Here is a 14,948-nt window from a genome sequence, read left to right on the forward strand (position 1 = left end):
GTGAGAACCACGGCAGGTCCGGCCGGGTCCTACGGGTGGTTGCGCAGGCGTGCGCGCAGCAGGTTGGGGTCGGTGGCCGTGGTGTAGGCGGCGCTGAGCACGTACACGTCGTTGCCGCGCAGCGCGACGGAGGTGGGGTTCTGAAGCCCGTCGCCGGCGTCCAGCACGGTGGTGCCGGTGCCGCCGGGCCGGACGCGCACGACCGTGTTGGGGCCGTTGAGGGCGGCGAGGACCTCGTCGCCACGGCCGGTGAAGGCGAAGTCGTCGATGCCGACCATGCCTGACGCCTTGACCCGCGGCGTTCCCGCGCGGTTTCCCGGACGGATCGGAATGCGCAGCAGGGTGCCCCGGTCGAGGTTGCTCACCCACAGCGCGCCGCCGTGCACTTTCGCGCCGTTGGCTCCGAGGAAGCCGGTCGAGGAGAGTTCGGGAGCGGTGGACCAGGCGGTGGGTGTGCCGCCGGTGACGGGTACGGTCCACACGGTGCCGAGCACCGAGTCGGTGACGTAGAGCTGCTCGCCCTTCCCGTCCAGTGCCAGCCCGTTGGGCAGGCCGCTCGCGGGCAGCGCGGCGATGCGCCGCGGGGCCTTCCCCGGGCGCAGCCGCCACAGCCCCGTCAGATCGGCCGTGCCGGTCGCGTACAGCACGTAGACGGTGCCGTCCGAGGTGTGGACGATACCGGTGGCCAGGGGGAAACCGAGGACCGGCGTGTTGACCCCGCCGTCGGCGGGTGCGGGCAGCGTCGCCAGGATGCGCGTCTTGCCCAGGGGGGTGACCTGGGCCACCTGGCGGCTGGCGGCGAAGGTGACGTTCGCCGTGCCGTCGGGCAGCAGGGCGATGTTCTCCGGCATCTGGCCCGCGGACAGGTCGAAGTGGGTGGCGATCCGCACATCTGTCAGCGGTTCCTTGGGGGACGTCGCGTTGGCCGGTGCGGCCGTCGCCAGGGTGGCCGCGGCCAGCAGAGCGGCCGACACGGTGATCTTGATGCTTCGCTTGGACATGGTTCCTTCACTGTTTTTCGGCATGCGGCGGCCGCGGTGCGGCGCCGTGGTCAAGGGGATGCCTCGGGGGAGGTCGCGATCGTGCCGCCGGCCACAGGTGTGGGAGCGGTCGGCGACAGGGGTGATTCGGCGGCGGGACACCGCGGCGGACACGTACGCGCCCGGCGCCCTCGGCCGGCGGAGGGGTTCAGATCAGGTGATGTGGGTCCGGCGGCCAGGGGGTGCGGATCTCGGCGGTCAGGTGGTGCGGGTCGGCGGCCAGGGGGCGTGGGTCTCGATGGTCAGAGGGTGCGGGTTTCGGCGGTCAGGTGGTGCGGGTTTCGGCGCCGTGGCGCGGCCGGGCCGCCTTCCGCGGCGCGGTGACGTGGGAGAGCAGGGTCAGGGCCGCCGCGGAGGGGGAACCGGGATCGGCCGTGGCCACCACCAGGGCCGGACCGTCTCCCTGCGGGCTCTGCAGCGTCTGCTGGGTGACCGTCAGCGTCCCGACCAGGGGGTGGCGCATCTCGTAGTCGGCGACATCGCAGGCCAGGACCCGGTGATCGGCCCACATCGAGGCGAACTCCGGGCTGCGCATGGTCAGCTCACCGATCAGCCCGGCCAGCAGTGGATCGTCCGGGTGCCGCCCGGCCGTCAGGCGCAGGTTGCCCACCACGGCCCTGGCCTTGGCGGGCCAGTCGGTGTACAGGTCACGGGTGTGCGCGTCCAGGAACACCAGCCTGGCCATGTTCGGCCGCCGGCCCGGGACGCCGGGGATGTCGGGATCGAGATGGCCGGCGAACAGCCCGTGACCCTCACGGTTCCAGGCCAGGACGTCGCTGCTGCGGCCGATCACGATGGCGGGGGTGCTCCCGAAGGCCGCCAGCAGGGCGCCGGTCGCCGGGGTGACGCGTTCGGTACGCGGCCGGCCCGAGGGTCCACCGCGTCTCGGTGCGCGGGCCAGGGCGTGCAGATGGGCGCGCTCGGGCTCGTCCAGTCGCAGGGCGTTGGCTATGGCGTCGAGAACCTCGCGCGAGGCGTTCTGCGACTGGCCCTGCTCCAGGCGGGTGTAGTAGGGCGCGCTGATGCCCGCGAGCATCGCGAGCTCCTCCCGCCGAAGCCCCGGAACCCGGCGCCGCTCGCCGTAGGTCCGCAGCCCGACGTCCTCGGGCCGAAGCTGGCCCCGGCGCGTCTGCAGGAAGTCGGCGAGTTGCCCGTGCTTGTTCATGAGTCGAGTATGCGCAGTGCCGGCGATCCGCGCCTCACCCCGCCGGGGTAGGGATCCGCGGGGTCTGGCTCACCCGGGCCCCACCTCGCCTCCCCGCGAGCGGTGGTACGCGTCTCAGGACCGCTCGCGGGGCCGGATATGGCCGGTCGTGTTTCGTCCGGCTTTTCCGGGATGCGGGTTACCCAGGAGGCGCGTCATCCGGGACGCGGGTCAGAGGGCGGCGAGGATCGGGACCTTGCGCTGGATGAGGGCGGCGAGGGCGGCGTGGCCCTGCCGGTTGAGGTGCAGCACCGCGACCCCGCCCTCCTGGCCGGGGGCGAGGGCGTCGAATCCCCGGTAGAAGGGGGCGGTGGACTCGCACAGCGAGTGCCCGGCGAATTCGGGGTGGAGGGTGGCCGCACTCCGGTGCGGGCTGACGAACCGGACGTCGACCCCGCGTGCCCTGGCGGCCTGTGCGGTCCGGGACAGGGTGGCGTCCAGCGTGCTGGAGACCCGTGCTCCCGCCAGACGCTCCTCGGCGCTGAGGACACCGGCGTCGCAGATCGGGTCGAGTCGCACGCCGGTGGCGTTCTGGCCACGGGTGACCGCCCTGCCGTACCCGGTCATGACAATCTGGGCGCGGGGACTGCGGCGCCTGATCTCGGTGAGGAGGCCGCTCAGGGGCCGCTTCAGGGCGGGTATGCGGTCGAGGATCGCCGTGGTGGGCGCGCCCGTGCAGTCCGCCTGGACGCACGTGTTGCCGTATCCGGCGAAGCCGATGTCGTTGCCGCCGATGTTCAGCGTCACCAGATCGGTGTTCCGGCGGAGCGCGCCGAGTTGCGGGGGTTCTCCCTTGAAGGTCTGCCGCAGATCCTGGATGGTCGCGCCGCTGCACGTGACGTTGGTGAATCTCACATTCGTGCCGCGTCGCCGGAGCTCCTCGACGAGGATCGCGGAGGAGGAGTGGCGGCTGCGATAGCAGGTCTGCTCGGTGCCGGGCTCGTAGTCTCCGGCCCCCGTGCCGGATCCGTAGGAGTCGCCCAACGCCACCACGTCGAAGGACGGCGTGACACCGGTGGCCCTCGCGGCCGCGGGGGCCACCGTGCCCGCCGTCGTCCCGGCGGCCATGACGAGGCCCGCAAGGCCCGCGACGATTCTCGTGCGAGTGACCATCATCACTGGTGAATCCTCCCGTGGAGATGATGAGGGCCACGGCGACAAGGAATACCCGCCTCGTGGCACCCCCTGCGGCCCGTGAATTCGTGCCGGTGCGTCCGCGGTCCGGGGGACAGGGAATGCCGCTGGTTTCACGGGTCGTTCGCGCACGGTTTCGGCACCGATATTAGGGCCGCCGCCTCGCGGGAACCTTGACAGAAGATGGATCCGGTATAGCGGGCCGTCCGTAACGGCCGGGGGGAGACGCACTCAACGTGGCCTGCCCCGTGCCCGCCGGGTGTGGAGGGCGTGTCCCGCGTTCAATCGAAGGCCCCTCGCGGTGGTGCCCCGATATCCCGCACCTTTTCTTCGTTCTCAAGTCCTTCGGCGGGGGAAGCTACACTCTCGCCCCATGGGTATAGGTCGCATCCTCTATCTCACCTTTGGCTGCATGGTGCTGTTTGTCGCCCTGATGCTGGCGATGAACGAGGAGGACCCGGAGAACATGCAACGGGCACAGGTCTTCGCGCTGGGCGGCATCGGGTTGATGGTCGCCGGCGCCGCCTGCGGGGCCGCCGAGCGCCGGACCGGTCGCCCTCCGCAGGCTCCCCAGCAGCCCCCGGATCCGCAGCACTACCCCCCGCAGGGCCACAATCCGCAGCAGGGCTACGCCGCCCCGCAGGGGCACAACCTCCAGCAGGGCTACACCGTTCCCCAGGGCCACCACCTTCAGCAGGGCCACACCGCCCCGCAGGGGTACGGCGGCCCCCATGGCTACGCCGCCTATCCCCCCGCCCAGAACGGCTGACGCGACGTCGATCACCCGCTCGGGACGATGAGGGTGGCCGACGGCCTGTCACCGGCCCGGGACGGTGACGGTGACAGGCCGCTCATCACCGGCTCAGGACAGGGCCTTCCTCAGGAAGTCGACCTGGAGCAGCAGCAGGTTCTCCGCCACGGTCTCCTGCGGGGTCATGTGGGTGACCCCCGACAGCGGCAGCACGTTGTGCGGGCGGCCTCCGGCCAGGAGGGCGGAGGACAGGCGGAGGGTGTGCGCGGCGACCACGTTGTCGTCGGCCAGGCCGTGGATCAGCAGGAGGGGGCGGTCCAGCTTCTCGGCGTCGGCGAACAGGGACGAGGAGTCGTAGTGGCCCTCGTCCGGCTGGCCGAGGTAGCGCTCGGTGTAGCAGGTGTCGTACAGGCGCCAGTCGGTCACGGGAGCCCCGGCGATGGCCGCGTGGAACACGTCGGGGCGGCGGAGCACGGCCAGGGCGGCGAGGTAGCCGCCGAACGACCAGCCCCGGATGCCGACCCGTGACAGGTCCAGGTCGTCGGGGAACCGCGCGGCGGCGCCGTGCAGGGCGTCGACCTGGTCCTCCAGGACCGGGGTGGCCAGGTCGTGCAGGACGGCCCGCTCGAACTCGGGACCGCGGCCGGGGGTGCCGCGGCCGTCGGCCACGACCACCGCGAAGCCCTGGTCGGCGAACCACTGGCTGGTCAGGTGCGCTCCGGCCGCGGCCAGCACGCGCTGGGCGTGCGGTCCGCCGTACGGGTCCATGAGGACCGGCAGTTTCGCCGAGCCGGGCACGTGGCCGGTGGGCAGGAGCACGGCGGTGGACAGGTCGCGCTCACCCGCCTTGATCAGGGAGACCCGCAGGTCCAGGCCAGGGCGCTCGGCGTGGGAGGTGATGTGGCCGCGGGGCGTGCCGTTGTGCAGGACACGGGTGACCGAGCCCTCGCTGTCGAGGGTCTGGCCGGTGATCACGAGGGTGCCGCTCGCGGTGTGGCCGCTGTAGACGCCGCCCTCGGCCGGGCTGACAAGGGTGATCTGGCCCCTCCGGTAGGCCCATACGGCGATCTCGGTGGGCTCCCCGCTCGCCCGGAAGAGCACGGTCTCACCGTCGATGTCGAGGATCTCGCGGACCTGGAGGGTGGGCGGCGTGACGGGGGAGTCGCCGATGATCAGGCGGTGGCCGCCCTCCGAGGTGGCGGCCCAGACGAGGCTGCCGTCGGACAGGTGGCCGGGGACGCCGATGACGATGTCGACCCAGGCGGGGTCGGTGTCCTCGCGCACGACCGTGGAGGTGCCGGTGGCCGGGTCGACGTCGAGCAGCCGCATGGTCCGCTGGTCGCGCGTCATGGTGACGATCGACAGGCCGTGGGCGTCCCAGGCGGCGTTGACCAGGTATTCGTCGTCGAAGGGCACGGCGACGCGGGTCCCGCCGAGGGTCAGGACGAAGAGCTCGACCCCGGCGTTGGCCGTACCCGCCGAGGGGTAGCGCTGCTCGGTGCCGGGACGGGCCGGGTTGGTCGGGTCGGCGATGTGCCACCGCTGCACCGGCGACTCGTCGGCGCGCTCGACCAGGATCGCGTCGCCGGACGGCGACCACCAGTAGCCCCGCATGCGGTTCATCTCCTCGGCGGCGATGAACTCGGCCAGGCCGTAGGTCACCTCCGGGGACTCGGGGCGGGCCAGCGCGTGGTCGACCTCGTCCTCCAGGTCCTGGATGTGGAACGCGCCACCGGTCACGTAGCCGACGTGGACGCCGGTGGGCGACATCCGGGGGTCGATCACTGGCCCGGCGGTCTTCAGCCGCCGTAGGTGCCTGGTCTTCAGGTCGACGACGTAGAGGCCGCCGGAGAGCGCGAACGCCGCGACGGTCACCGCGGAGTCGGTGCTGTATCCGACGATGCCCCCGGCCTGTTCCCGGCTCCGCTCGCGGCGCGCCCGCTCCTCGGGGGGCAGGTCCTCCTCGTCGACCGCCAGGGCGCGCGGGTCGACGACCAGCCGTTCCGTGCCGCTGAGGACGTCGTACTCCCACAGGCAGGTCACCGGGTCGACGCCGCTCCTGGTCCGGAGGAAGACGACGCGGTCACCGCCCGGGGCGATCGTGAAGCCGCGCGGCACTCCGAGGGTGAATCGACGGGTTCTGGCGTGCAGGCGAGGGAAGCTCTCACTCATACGAGCCATCTTGCCAGTTCCGCATCGAGTGTCTTGTTTTCCGGGCCAGGACGGGCAGGGAAACCGGAGGTTCTGGTTGATGTCCGGCATCGGTACCCTCGGACGCATGACTGATCGGCGCCTGATGCTCGTGCACGCCCATCCGGACGACGAGACGATCGGCAGCGGAGCCACCATGGCCAGGTACGCCGCCGAGGGCGCGCACGTCACGCTGGTGACCTGCACCCTGGGGGAGGAGGGTGAGGTCATCCCCCCGGAGCTGGCTCACCTGGCCGCCGATCGCGACGACACCCTGGGCGAGCATCGCATCGGGGAGCTCGCCGCGGCCTGCGCGGCGCTCGGCGTCACCGATCACCGGTTCCTGGGCGGCCCCGGCCGCTGGAGGGACTCCGGCATGATGGGCGTCGCCTCCAACCACAGGAAGGACGCCTTCTGGCAGGCCGACCTGGACGAGGCGGCGGGCGAGCTCGCGAGGATCATCCGCGAGGTGCGGCCCCAGGTGCTCGTCACCTACGACGAGAACGGTTTCTACGGCCACCCCGACCACATCCAGGCCCACCGCGTCGCCTGGCGGGCCGTCGAGCTGGCCGCCGACCCGGAGTTCGCGCCGCCGGGTGAGGCGCACGAGGAAGCGGCCGATGAGGCGTCCGGCGAGAAGCACGGGCAAGCGGCCGATGAGGCGTCCGGTGCGGGGCGCGGAGAAGCGGCAGGGGAGGCGGCCGGAGAGGCGTCCGCTGAGAAGCGTGGGGAAGCGCGTGGGAAAGCGCCCGGTGAGGACGGGCCGTGGCGGGTCGCCAAGTTCTACCACACCGCCATCCCAAGATCCGTGCTGTACAGGACCGAGGAGGCGATGCGCGAGGGCGGCGCGCCCTTCCTCGTCGAGTCGGTCGACGACATGCCGTTCGGCTGCGCGGACAAGGACGTCAGCACCGAGATCGACGCCCGCGCGCACGTCGGCAGGAAGATCGAGGCGATGCGGGCGCACGCCACCCAGATCAGCGTGAACCCGCCCTGGTTCGCCCTGTCCAACAACGTCGGCCAGGAGGTGCTCGGGGTCGAGCACTTCATCCTCCGCTCCGGCGTGCCGGGTCCGGCGGGCCCCGGAGCGCCGGTCGAAGTGGGAGGGCTCGGCGAGCCGTACGACCGCGAGGACGACCTCTTCGCCGGGATCCACTAGCCTCGATGCTTGTGATGGAGCAGGTCCCAGCTGTGCGCGAACCCTCGGAGACGGTTGTCACCGTGGCGGCCAACGCCGTGCTCTTCGTGCTCGGGCTCCTGATCGGCGTCCTCGGCGGGTTCCAGCACTCCTGGTACATCAGGCCCGTCCCGGTCTCCGCCGTCGGCTGTGTCGCCCTGCTGTTCGCGATCACCTACGGGGTGGGCCGGGTGACGCGAGGCAAGCCGGCGGCCCTGGCGTTCGCGGCGGGCTGGGCGCTGGTCACCGTGATCTGGATCTCCGGACGGCCGGAGGGCGACCTGGTCATCGCCAACGACCTGTCCGGTTACCTCTACCTCTACGGGGGTCTGGCGGTGGTCACGGTGGGGATCCTGCTCTCGCCGTCGGCCGCCGCGGGCGGGTCGTGGCTGCTCACCCCGCACGGGTACCGCTCGGGCCCGGAGTCCTCGCCGGTGTCGCCCGGTTTCCAGTCCCCGCCCGTCCCGTCCGGTTCGCAGCTCCCGCCCGTCCCGTCCGGTTCGCAGCTCCCGCCGGTCCCGTCCGGCTCCCAGTCCCCGCCCGTCCCGTCCGGTTCGCAGCTCCCGCCCGTCCCGTCCGGTTCGCAGCTCCCGCCCGCGTCGCCCGGCCCGCAGCCCCCGCCCGCCCAGGCTCAGGCCGCCCAGGCCGGGCAGGTCCGGCCGGATCAGACCCGGCCGGATCAGGTCTCGCCGGGCCGGGTCCCGCCCGACTCGCAGGCCCCACCCGTACCACCTGGCCAGGGTGCTCCCTGACGACCTGGCCCGGCACTCCGAAAGCCACTGTCGCCGGTCACCCGGATGACGCACAATCCCGGTATGCGGCGGTTGTATCGGGTACGGCGGACGCTCAACTACCTCAACCTGTCCACACCGCTGGGGCTGCTCCTGGCACGCCTCGGCCGCGCCCGGGTGACCGCCGGGCCCGGTGGGCTGATCCTGGCGTACGGCTACCGCTTCCGGTTCCCGATCGCCTCGGCCTTCACCGTGGGCAACGTGGTGCTGACCAAGCACGAGGAGGGCTTCCTCACCGGTGCCCTGCTCAGGCACGAGGCCCGGCACGCCTCCCAGTACATGTGCTGCGTGGGCCTGCCGATGCTCCCCCTCTACGTCGTCGCGGTGGTCGTCTCCATGGTGATCTGCGGCAACCAGGCCTCGTGGAACCTCTTCGAGCGGCTGGCGAACCTGGAGGACGGCAACTATGCCCGCAGGTCACCCTGGTGGCTTCACACTAGATCCCCACAAAAGGAATGAATCTCTCTGGGAGGGGATCTACAAGGGGTGAGCTGACGATGACAGAAGGGGGCCGCCCATGTCGCAGACGTCCCACCCGCAAATCGCCTCCCAGATGCCCGTGGAACCCGGCGGCCTCGTCGAAGAGCCCCCGCGGCGTTCCGGGTGGTCGGCCCGCTTCGCCACCCGACCGGCGCGCGCGCTCAGGCAGTTGGGACGGACCGCCGGCCGGGCGGTGAGGGACCGCCCCGCCGAGCGGCGGGCGGCCGTCGCCGAGGCGGCGTCCCGCCCTCCCGCGCCCCCCTCCCCCTTCGCGGGAACGGAGTTTCCCGCACGCTCCACGACACCCGTACGACGGGCACCGCGGCCGGCGCCCCTGCCGAGGCGGTCGTGGCCGGGGGGCTTCAGGGACCGGCTGACCTCGCCGCTCCCGACGTTCCAGGAGCTGCTGGCGGTCGCCTGGCACGGCACGTTCCGGCCCGGTGTCGGGGACGCGGACCGCATCCCGGTCCACCGGGACGGGCTGCCCCGGGTGACGGGGACCGACGCGGTCGTCACCTGGGTGGGACACGCGACGTACGTGGTGCAGATCGGCGGGCTGACCATCCTCACGGACCCGGTCTGGGCGAGGAAGATCGTCGGTATCCATCGGCCCCGGCTCACCCCGCCCGGTGTCGCGTGGGCCGACCTGCCCCGGATCGACGCCGTGGTGATCAGCCACAACCACTACGACCACCTGGACGCGCGGACCGTGCGGCGGCTGCCGCGCGGCACGCCCGTCCTCGTACCGGCGGGGCTCAGGTCCTGGTTCACCAGGCGCGGGTTCCGCGACGTCACCGAGCTCGACTGGTGGGAGAGCACCTGGGTCGGCGGCGTCCGCTTCGACTTCGTCCCCGCCCACCACTGGAGCCGCCGGTCGATCTGGGACACCTGCAAGACCCTCTGGGGCGGCTGGGTGATCGCCTCCGACGACCAGACGATCTACTTCGCCGGGGACACCGCGTACGGCGAGCGCTTCGCCCAGATCGGGGCCCGCTACCCGGGGGGCATCGACCTGGCCCTGATGCCGGTGGGGGCGTTCGAGCCCCGCTGGTTCATGAAGGCCGCGCACGTCGATCCCGCGCAGGCCGTGCGGGCGTGCCAGGACGTGGGGGCCCGCCGGATGGCGACCATGCACTGGGGCACGTTCGTCATGTCCGGCGAGTCGCTCCTCGCGCCGGTGGAGGAGGCCAGGGTGGCTTGGGCGGAGGCCGGACGGGACCGCGCCGACCTGTGGGACCTCGCCGTCGGCGAGTCCCGCGTCCTGACCTCCTGAAGTCCTGAGGCCTTGACGCTTCGGTGCCCTGCGCCCTGGGCCCCGGTGCCGTTTGAGACGTTCCGGGCCGCGAGGCGAGCATCGTGGCCCGGAACGTCTCAAACGGCCCGTAAGCGGCCTCAAGCGGCAAGCGGCCCCAAGTAAGCCCAGGGCGCCCCGGCGCTCAGGGGCTGAGCGTCAGGGTGTGGGTGGCCGCCTTCTCGATGGAGCCCCGGCGGGCGAGCATGGGGACGGTCTCGCCGCGCGCCCACAGCGGCGCCTGGTCCCAGTAGTTGTCGTGGAACGCGTGGCCGGAGGCGCCGGTCAGGTTGATCCACCGGGACTTGTCCAGGTTCGCCAGGTCCACCACCATCCGCATGGACGGCAGCCAGCTCACCGTGTAATCGTCCTGCACGTCCCACCCGGCGGCGTTGACCGCGTCGTCGCTGCCGGCCACCGGGAACGGGCCCCGGTTGAACAGCCACTCGATCGGGCCGATCCCCGAGGTGCCGAAGGTCTGGTGGACGAGCTCCAGGGAGTGCAGGTCACCCCAGCGCCAGTCCTTGGCGTCCGGGCCCAGCAGGCCGTTCAGCTCGTCGTAGGCCCTGGCCATCGCCCGCCGCAGCATGTCGTCGCGGGTCTCGGCGCGCGGGGTGGCCGTGTCGTTCCAGAATGCCTCGTCCGGCTTGTCGAGCATGACCCGGACGACCTCGAACCAGCGGTCGCCGCCCTGGGGCCGGGCGCCCTCGGGGAGATCGTCGTTGAAGGTCTCGATGAGCAGGTGCCGCCAGACGGCGTTGAAGTACATCGCGGGACCCGACTCCGCGCCCTGCGCGTGGTCCCACTTCCGCAGCAGTTCGCGAGCCTCCCTGGCGGGCCCGGCCATCTCGACGTCCAGCAGCTTGGGCACCAGGAACCGGGCGAAGCCGTTGTCGCTGTCCTGCTGCAACGCACTCATCGCCGTCGCGTCCACCTTGCCGCCGTCCTTCACCGCCTCGCGGAGGCGCTCCAGGATGCGCTGGGAGCGGTATCCGTACGCCCAGTCCTTGGTGAGGGTGTACGGGTAGCGGCCGGGGTCGATGACCGCGTTGTTGGCGGTCACGATGTAGCCCTCCGGCGGGTTGTAGACGCTGGGCAGCTCGTTGAAGGGGATCGTCGACTGCCAGGCGTACTCGCCGGTCCAGCCGGGCACCGGCCAGGTGCCGTCGCCGCGGGTGCGCACCGGGATCCGCCCAGGGGCCTGGTAGCCGATGTTGCCCGCGGTGTCGGCGTAGACCAGGTTCTGCGCGGGCACCTCGAACCGGCTGGCCGCCACCCTGAACTGCTGCCAGTCCTGCGCGGTGTTCAGCGCGAAGATCGCATCGGCGGTCCTGCCGGGTTCCAGCGCCGTCCACTTGAGCGCGACCGCGTCGGCCTTCTCCTCGAGGACCGCGCCCATGCCCGGCAACGTGTTCTTCGCGTTCTCCATGACATCGGAGATGATCGGCCCGTGAATGGTGTCGCGCACCTTGAGCCGTACGTCGGCGCCTCCGGCCACCTTGATCGTCTCGGTCCTGGTGGTCAGCGGCTTCCACTCGCCCATGGACAGGTACGAATCATCCTTGATCCGCTCCAGATAGAGGTCGGCGACGTCCGGGCCCAGGTTGGTGAAGCCCCAGGCGATCTTGTCGTTGCGGCCGATGACCACGCCGGGCACGCCGGAGAAGGTGAACCCGGTGACGTCGAACGGGCACTGGGGGCTCTTGACGCGGCAGTGCAGCCCCGCCTGGTACCAGACCGAGGGCATGCCGGGCCCCAGGTGGGGGTCGTTGGAGAGCAGCGGTTTGCCCGACGCGGTGTGCGCGCCGCCGACCACCCAGGAGTTCGAGCCGATGCCGCTGCCGCCCGCCGGGTCGCCCATCAGGCTCGGCACCGCGCGCATGGCCTCGGCCGCCCGGGTCAGCGCCCCGGTGTCCGGAGCCACCCCGGACTGCTCCGTGTCGACCTTCTTGGGCTCCTGGCCCTGGTCGAACCCGCGCTCGCCGACCGAGCCCCGGGTGACGATCGGCTGGTGGGTGTCGTACGGGTAGCCGGGCCAGAGCTGCTCCACCCGGCCGCGCGGCAGCTTGCTCGCCGCGAGCGCCCGGCCGATCTCGTCGGCCATGTTGGAGCGCAGGTCCCAGGCCATGGCCTTGAGCCAGGCCACCGAGTCCGCGGGCGTCCACGGCTCGGGCTTGTAGTCCGGGCTGGTCGCCCGCAGGAGCACGTACTCCAGGCTCCTGTCGGCGAAGCCGTCGCTCCGCTTCATCCAGGCGTTCACCCCGCCGGCGTAGGCGTCCAGGTAGCGCCGGGTCTGCCCGTCGAGCAGGGACAGCTCCTTCTCGGCCACCTTCCGCCAGCCCATGGTCCGGATGACCCTGTCCTCGGTCAGCGTCGCCGAACCGAACATCTCCGACAGCCGCCCGGCGGTCACGTGGCGGCGGAAGTCCATCTCGAAGAAGCGGTCCTGGGCGTGGACGTAGCCCTGGGCCAGGAACAGGTCCTCGGGGGAGTCAGCGTAGATATGCGGGATACCCGTCTTATCGCGATATACGGTGACTTTTCCCTTTAAGCCGGTCAGTTTGAGCTCGCCTTCGAGCTGCGGGAAGGACGCCCGCACGCTCCACACGCCCGCTCCGGCGAGCGGCAGCCCGAGCACCAGGAAAACGGTGAGCACCCGTGCCAGCCACGTGAACGGGCGGGGCATCCAGGCATACGGGCGGAACCTCACAAAAACCTCCTAGGCGGCATGCTCCCGCAAGTGTGGCACCACCCCCGTGGTGTCGGCGCTGGCGTAATTGTGAAGATGCACGCATGAGACTTTCCACGGCCGACCTGGTCGACGCCCACGGTGCGGCGGTCGCGAGCTGCCTGACCCAGTTCCGCTCCTACGGCCCGAGCCCCTCCTTCGCCGGGCGGATCGCGACCGTCCGCTGCCTGGAGGACAACGCTCTCGTCAAGCGGGTCCTGGCCACCCCGGGCGAGGGCCGCGTGCTGGTGGTGGACGGCGGGGGATCCCTGCGCACCGCCCTGGTGGGTGACCTCATCGCCGCCTCAGCCGTCTCGCACGGCTGGTCCGGCCTCGTCGTCAACGGCGTCGTCCGCGACACGGCCGCCCTCGCCGGTCTGAACCTGGGGGTCAAGGCCCTCGGCTCCAACCCGGCCAAGAGCGCCAAGGAGGGCACCGGCGAGCTCGACGTGCCCGTCACCTTCGGCGAGGTCGTCTTCACCCCGGGCGCCTGGCTCTACAGCGACGAGGACGGCATCCTCACCAGCCCCGCCGAACTCTCCTGAGGGACCTTCTCGCGGGTTTCACGTCCGGGGCCCCGGTCAGATCGGGCCGATTCCCCAGTGGTGGACGGCGCGGTCGCCGGGGGCCAGCCGGATGACGTCCTCGCCGGTACGGAAGGCGTTCGGCGGGCAGGTCATCGGCTCCACCGCCAGCCCCTGGCGGCGGTGGCCCTCCGGCAGGGTGTCACCGGTGTAGAGCTGGAGCCACTCGATCCCCTCGCCCGCCCACAGCTCGACTCCGCCGGTCCCGTTCGTGCCGGTCAGCGTGACCCGCACCCGGCCGTCGGCGCCGCGCTCCAGGCCGGTGAAGGCGGTGTCGAGCTCCGTCGCGCCGATCGGGCGGGCGGTCCTGAAGTCGTACTCGGTGCCCTCGACGTCCTGGCGGCCGGTGGGGATCTTCCGCTCGTTCACCGCGATCCACTCGGCGGCGGGAAGCCGCAGGAGAGCGTCGTCAAGGGGGCAGAGGGCGCCGAGGGACAGGTAGGGGTGGGCTCCGAAGCCGTACGGCGCGTCGGTGGCGCCGACGTTCTCCGCGCTCACCTCGATCTCCAGGCCGGAGGCGTCCAGCGCGTACCGGATGGAGAGGTCGAGGACGTGCGGGTAGCCGAGCTGGGGGAACAGCCGCAGTCCCAGCCGGATCGAGGCGTCGTCGTGGGAGAGGAGCCGCCAGGGGAACGACCGGGAGAAGCCGTGGATCGCGTTGCCGGTCTTGGGCTCGCTCAGCGCGAGCTGCCGGTCCTCGCCGTCGAAGGTGTAGCGGCCGTCCTCGATCCTGTTCGGCCAGGGAAGCAGCGGCAGCCCCGCCCCGCCGAGCGGGGACTGGTCCTCGGGGAAGTCGAGCACGAGCGGGCGGCCGTCCAGGGTGAGGCTCCTGAGGCCGGCGCCGAGCTCGGTGATGACGGCCTGGAAACCGCCGTCCGCGATGGTGTGCTGGGTCCCGGTGGGCGCGATGTTTGTCACCCGGCAATTCAACACCTATGCCCCCCACTCCTCATTCACCACCGCGCCATCACCGCCCTCGCCCGTGCTCGCCGGCACCCTCCCGTGCCGCCGCCTCCCCGGGCCTGGCGCGTTCCTTCCGGCCCTACAGCACCGTTTCCAGGACCGTGGACTGCACGTCGAAGCCGTTGGTCCGGTAGAAGCGGACGGCCGCCTCGTTGCTCGCGTAGGCGGTCACACCGGCGTACCGGGCGCCGTGGTGGCGGGCCCACTTCCTGAACTCCTCCACCAGCCTGGCCCCGATCTTCCGGCCGCGGTAGGAGGGCTCGACGTACATGCTGCCCAGGGTCGCCACGGTGACCGGCCGCATCGCGGTGGGGCCGGACAGGGCGCCGGTCAGGTGGCCGACGATCCGGCCGCCGTCCTCGGCGACCATCACCAGGCGGCCCGGATCGCTCAGCGCGTCCACGAAGCGGGCCCGCCCGTGTTCTTCGGGCCAGTTGACGTTGAGGGCGGGGTCACGGGCCCCGGCGTCCTCGGCGAACAGCGCGGAGCTGCAGGCGACGATCCCGTCCAAATCCGCGATCGTGCCGGGTCGTACGGCAACGGCGATCTCACTCATGATCAAGACGCTATCGGTCGCGACCGACATTACGGGTTCGTCCCTTTTTCGCAGGGGCG

General features: G+C 71.7%; 13 protein-coding genes. 6 read left to right on the forward strand and 7 right to left on the reverse strand.

Annotated elements, in window-relative coordinates; all coding sequences use genetic code 11:
* Positions 1 to 29: 29 nt before the first annotated feature.
* From ACSDR0_RS04720 to ACSDR0_RS04730, 3 genes are all read right to left on the reverse strand, one after another.
* Positions 30 to 1,001 carry a hypothetical protein gene (locus tag ACSDR0_RS04720; RefSeq protein WP_435287478.1) on the reverse strand — a complete coding sequence of 324 codons (972 nt, stop codon included), beginning with the start codon at positions 999 to 1,001 and terminating at the stop codon, positions 30 to 32.
* 304 nt (positions 1,002 to 1,305) lie between these two features.
* Positions 1,306 to 2,205, reverse strand: a complete 900-nt coding sequence (locus ACSDR0_RS04725; protein ID WP_435287479.1) for a helix-turn-helix domain-containing protein — start codon at positions 2,203 to 2,205, stop codon at positions 1,306 to 1,308.
* Positions 2,206 to 2,415: 210 nt separating this feature from the next.
* Positions 2,416 to 3,360, reverse strand: a complete 945-nt coding sequence (locus ACSDR0_RS04730; protein ID WP_435287480.1) for an SGNH/GDSL hydrolase family protein — start codon at positions 3,358 to 3,360, stop codon at positions 2,416 to 2,418.
* A 391-nt stretch (positions 3,361 to 3,751) separates the two neighbouring features.
* Between ACSDR0_RS04730 and ACSDR0_RS04735 the strand changes: the two genes are divergently transcribed.
* Positions 3,752 to 4,147, forward strand: a complete 396-nt coding sequence (locus ACSDR0_RS04735) for a hypothetical protein (RefSeq protein ID WP_435287481.1) — start codon at positions 3,752 to 3,754, stop codon at positions 4,145 to 4,147.
* 93 nt (positions 4,148 to 4,240) lie between these two features.
* Here the strand turns inward: ACSDR0_RS04735 and ACSDR0_RS04740 are convergent, their stop codons facing one another.
* Positions 4,241 to 6,301 carry a prolyl oligopeptidase family serine peptidase gene (locus tag ACSDR0_RS04740; protein ID WP_435287482.1) on the reverse strand — a complete coding sequence of 687 codons (2,061 nt, stop codon included), beginning with the start codon at positions 6,299 to 6,301 and terminating at the stop codon, positions 4,241 to 4,243.
* 106 nt (positions 6,302 to 6,407) lie between these two features.
* On the opposite strand from ACSDR0_RS04740, the gene mshB reads away from it, so the two are divergent.
* From mshB to ACSDR0_RS04760, 4 genes are all read left to right on the forward strand, one after another.
* On the forward strand, positions 6,408 to 7,478 hold the full coding sequence (gene mshB, locus ACSDR0_RS04745) for an N-acetyl-1-D-myo-inositol-2-amino-2-deoxy-alpha-D-glucopyranoside deacetylase (protein WP_435287483.1): 1,071 nt from the start codon (positions 6,408 to 6,410) through the stop codon (positions 7,476 to 7,478).
* A 5-nt stretch (positions 7,479 to 7,483) separates the two neighbouring features.
* Positions 7,484 to 8,248 carry a DUF6113 family protein gene (locus ACSDR0_RS04750; RefSeq protein ID WP_435287484.1) on the forward strand — a complete coding sequence of 255 codons (765 nt, stop codon included), beginning with the start codon at positions 7,484 to 7,486 and terminating at the stop codon, positions 8,246 to 8,248.
* 63 nt (positions 8,249 to 8,311) lie between these two features.
* Positions 8,312 to 8,746 (forward strand): hypothetical protein, encoded by a 435-nt coding sequence (locus tag ACSDR0_RS04755; protein WP_435287485.1) that lies wholly within the window; start codon positions 8,312 to 8,314, stop codon positions 8,744 to 8,746.
* A 58-nt stretch (positions 8,747 to 8,804) separates the two neighbouring features.
* Complete coding sequence (locus ACSDR0_RS04760) at positions 8,805 to 10,040, forward strand: MBL fold metallo-hydrolase (RefSeq protein ID WP_435287486.1); 1,236 nt, start codon at positions 8,805 to 8,807, stop codon at positions 10,038 to 10,040.
* Between the two features lie 163 nt (positions 10,041 to 10,203).
* Here ACSDR0_RS04760 and ACSDR0_RS04765 read toward each other — a convergent pair whose 3' ends face one another.
* Positions 10,204 to 12,744: a penicillin acylase family protein gene (locus ACSDR0_RS04765; RefSeq protein WP_435287598.1), complete on the reverse strand. Its 2,541-nt coding sequence runs from the start codon at positions 12,742 to 12,744 to the stop codon at positions 10,204 to 10,206.
* Between the two features lie 107 nt (positions 12,745 to 12,851).
* Here ACSDR0_RS04765 and rraA point away from each other — a divergent pair, with 107 nt between their 5' ends.
* Positions 12,852 to 13,331, forward strand: coding sequence for a ribonuclease E activity regulator RraA (gene rraA, locus ACSDR0_RS04770; RefSeq protein WP_435287487.1), 480 nt, complete (start codon positions 12,852 to 12,854; stop codon positions 13,329 to 13,331).
* A 36-nt stretch (positions 13,332 to 13,367) separates the two neighbouring features.
* On the opposite strand, the gene ACSDR0_RS04775 is transcribed toward rraA, so the two are convergent.
* Positions 13,368 to 14,288, reverse strand: a complete 921-nt coding sequence (locus ACSDR0_RS04775; RefSeq protein WP_435287488.1) for an aldose 1-epimerase family protein — start codon at positions 14,286 to 14,288, stop codon at positions 13,368 to 13,370.
* Positions 14,289 to 14,412: 124 nt separating this feature from the next.
* Positions 14,413 to 14,889, reverse strand: a complete 477-nt coding sequence (locus ACSDR0_RS04780) for a GNAT family N-acetyltransferase (protein ID WP_435287489.1) — start codon at positions 14,887 to 14,889, stop codon at positions 14,413 to 14,415.
* Positions 14,890 to 14,948: the final 59 nt, after the last annotated feature.

It is taken from the genome of Streptosporangium sp. G11 (assembly GCF_051192615.1).
Classification (GTDB): Bacteria; Actinomycetota; Actinomycetes; order Streptosporangiales; family Streptosporangiaceae; genus Streptosporangium.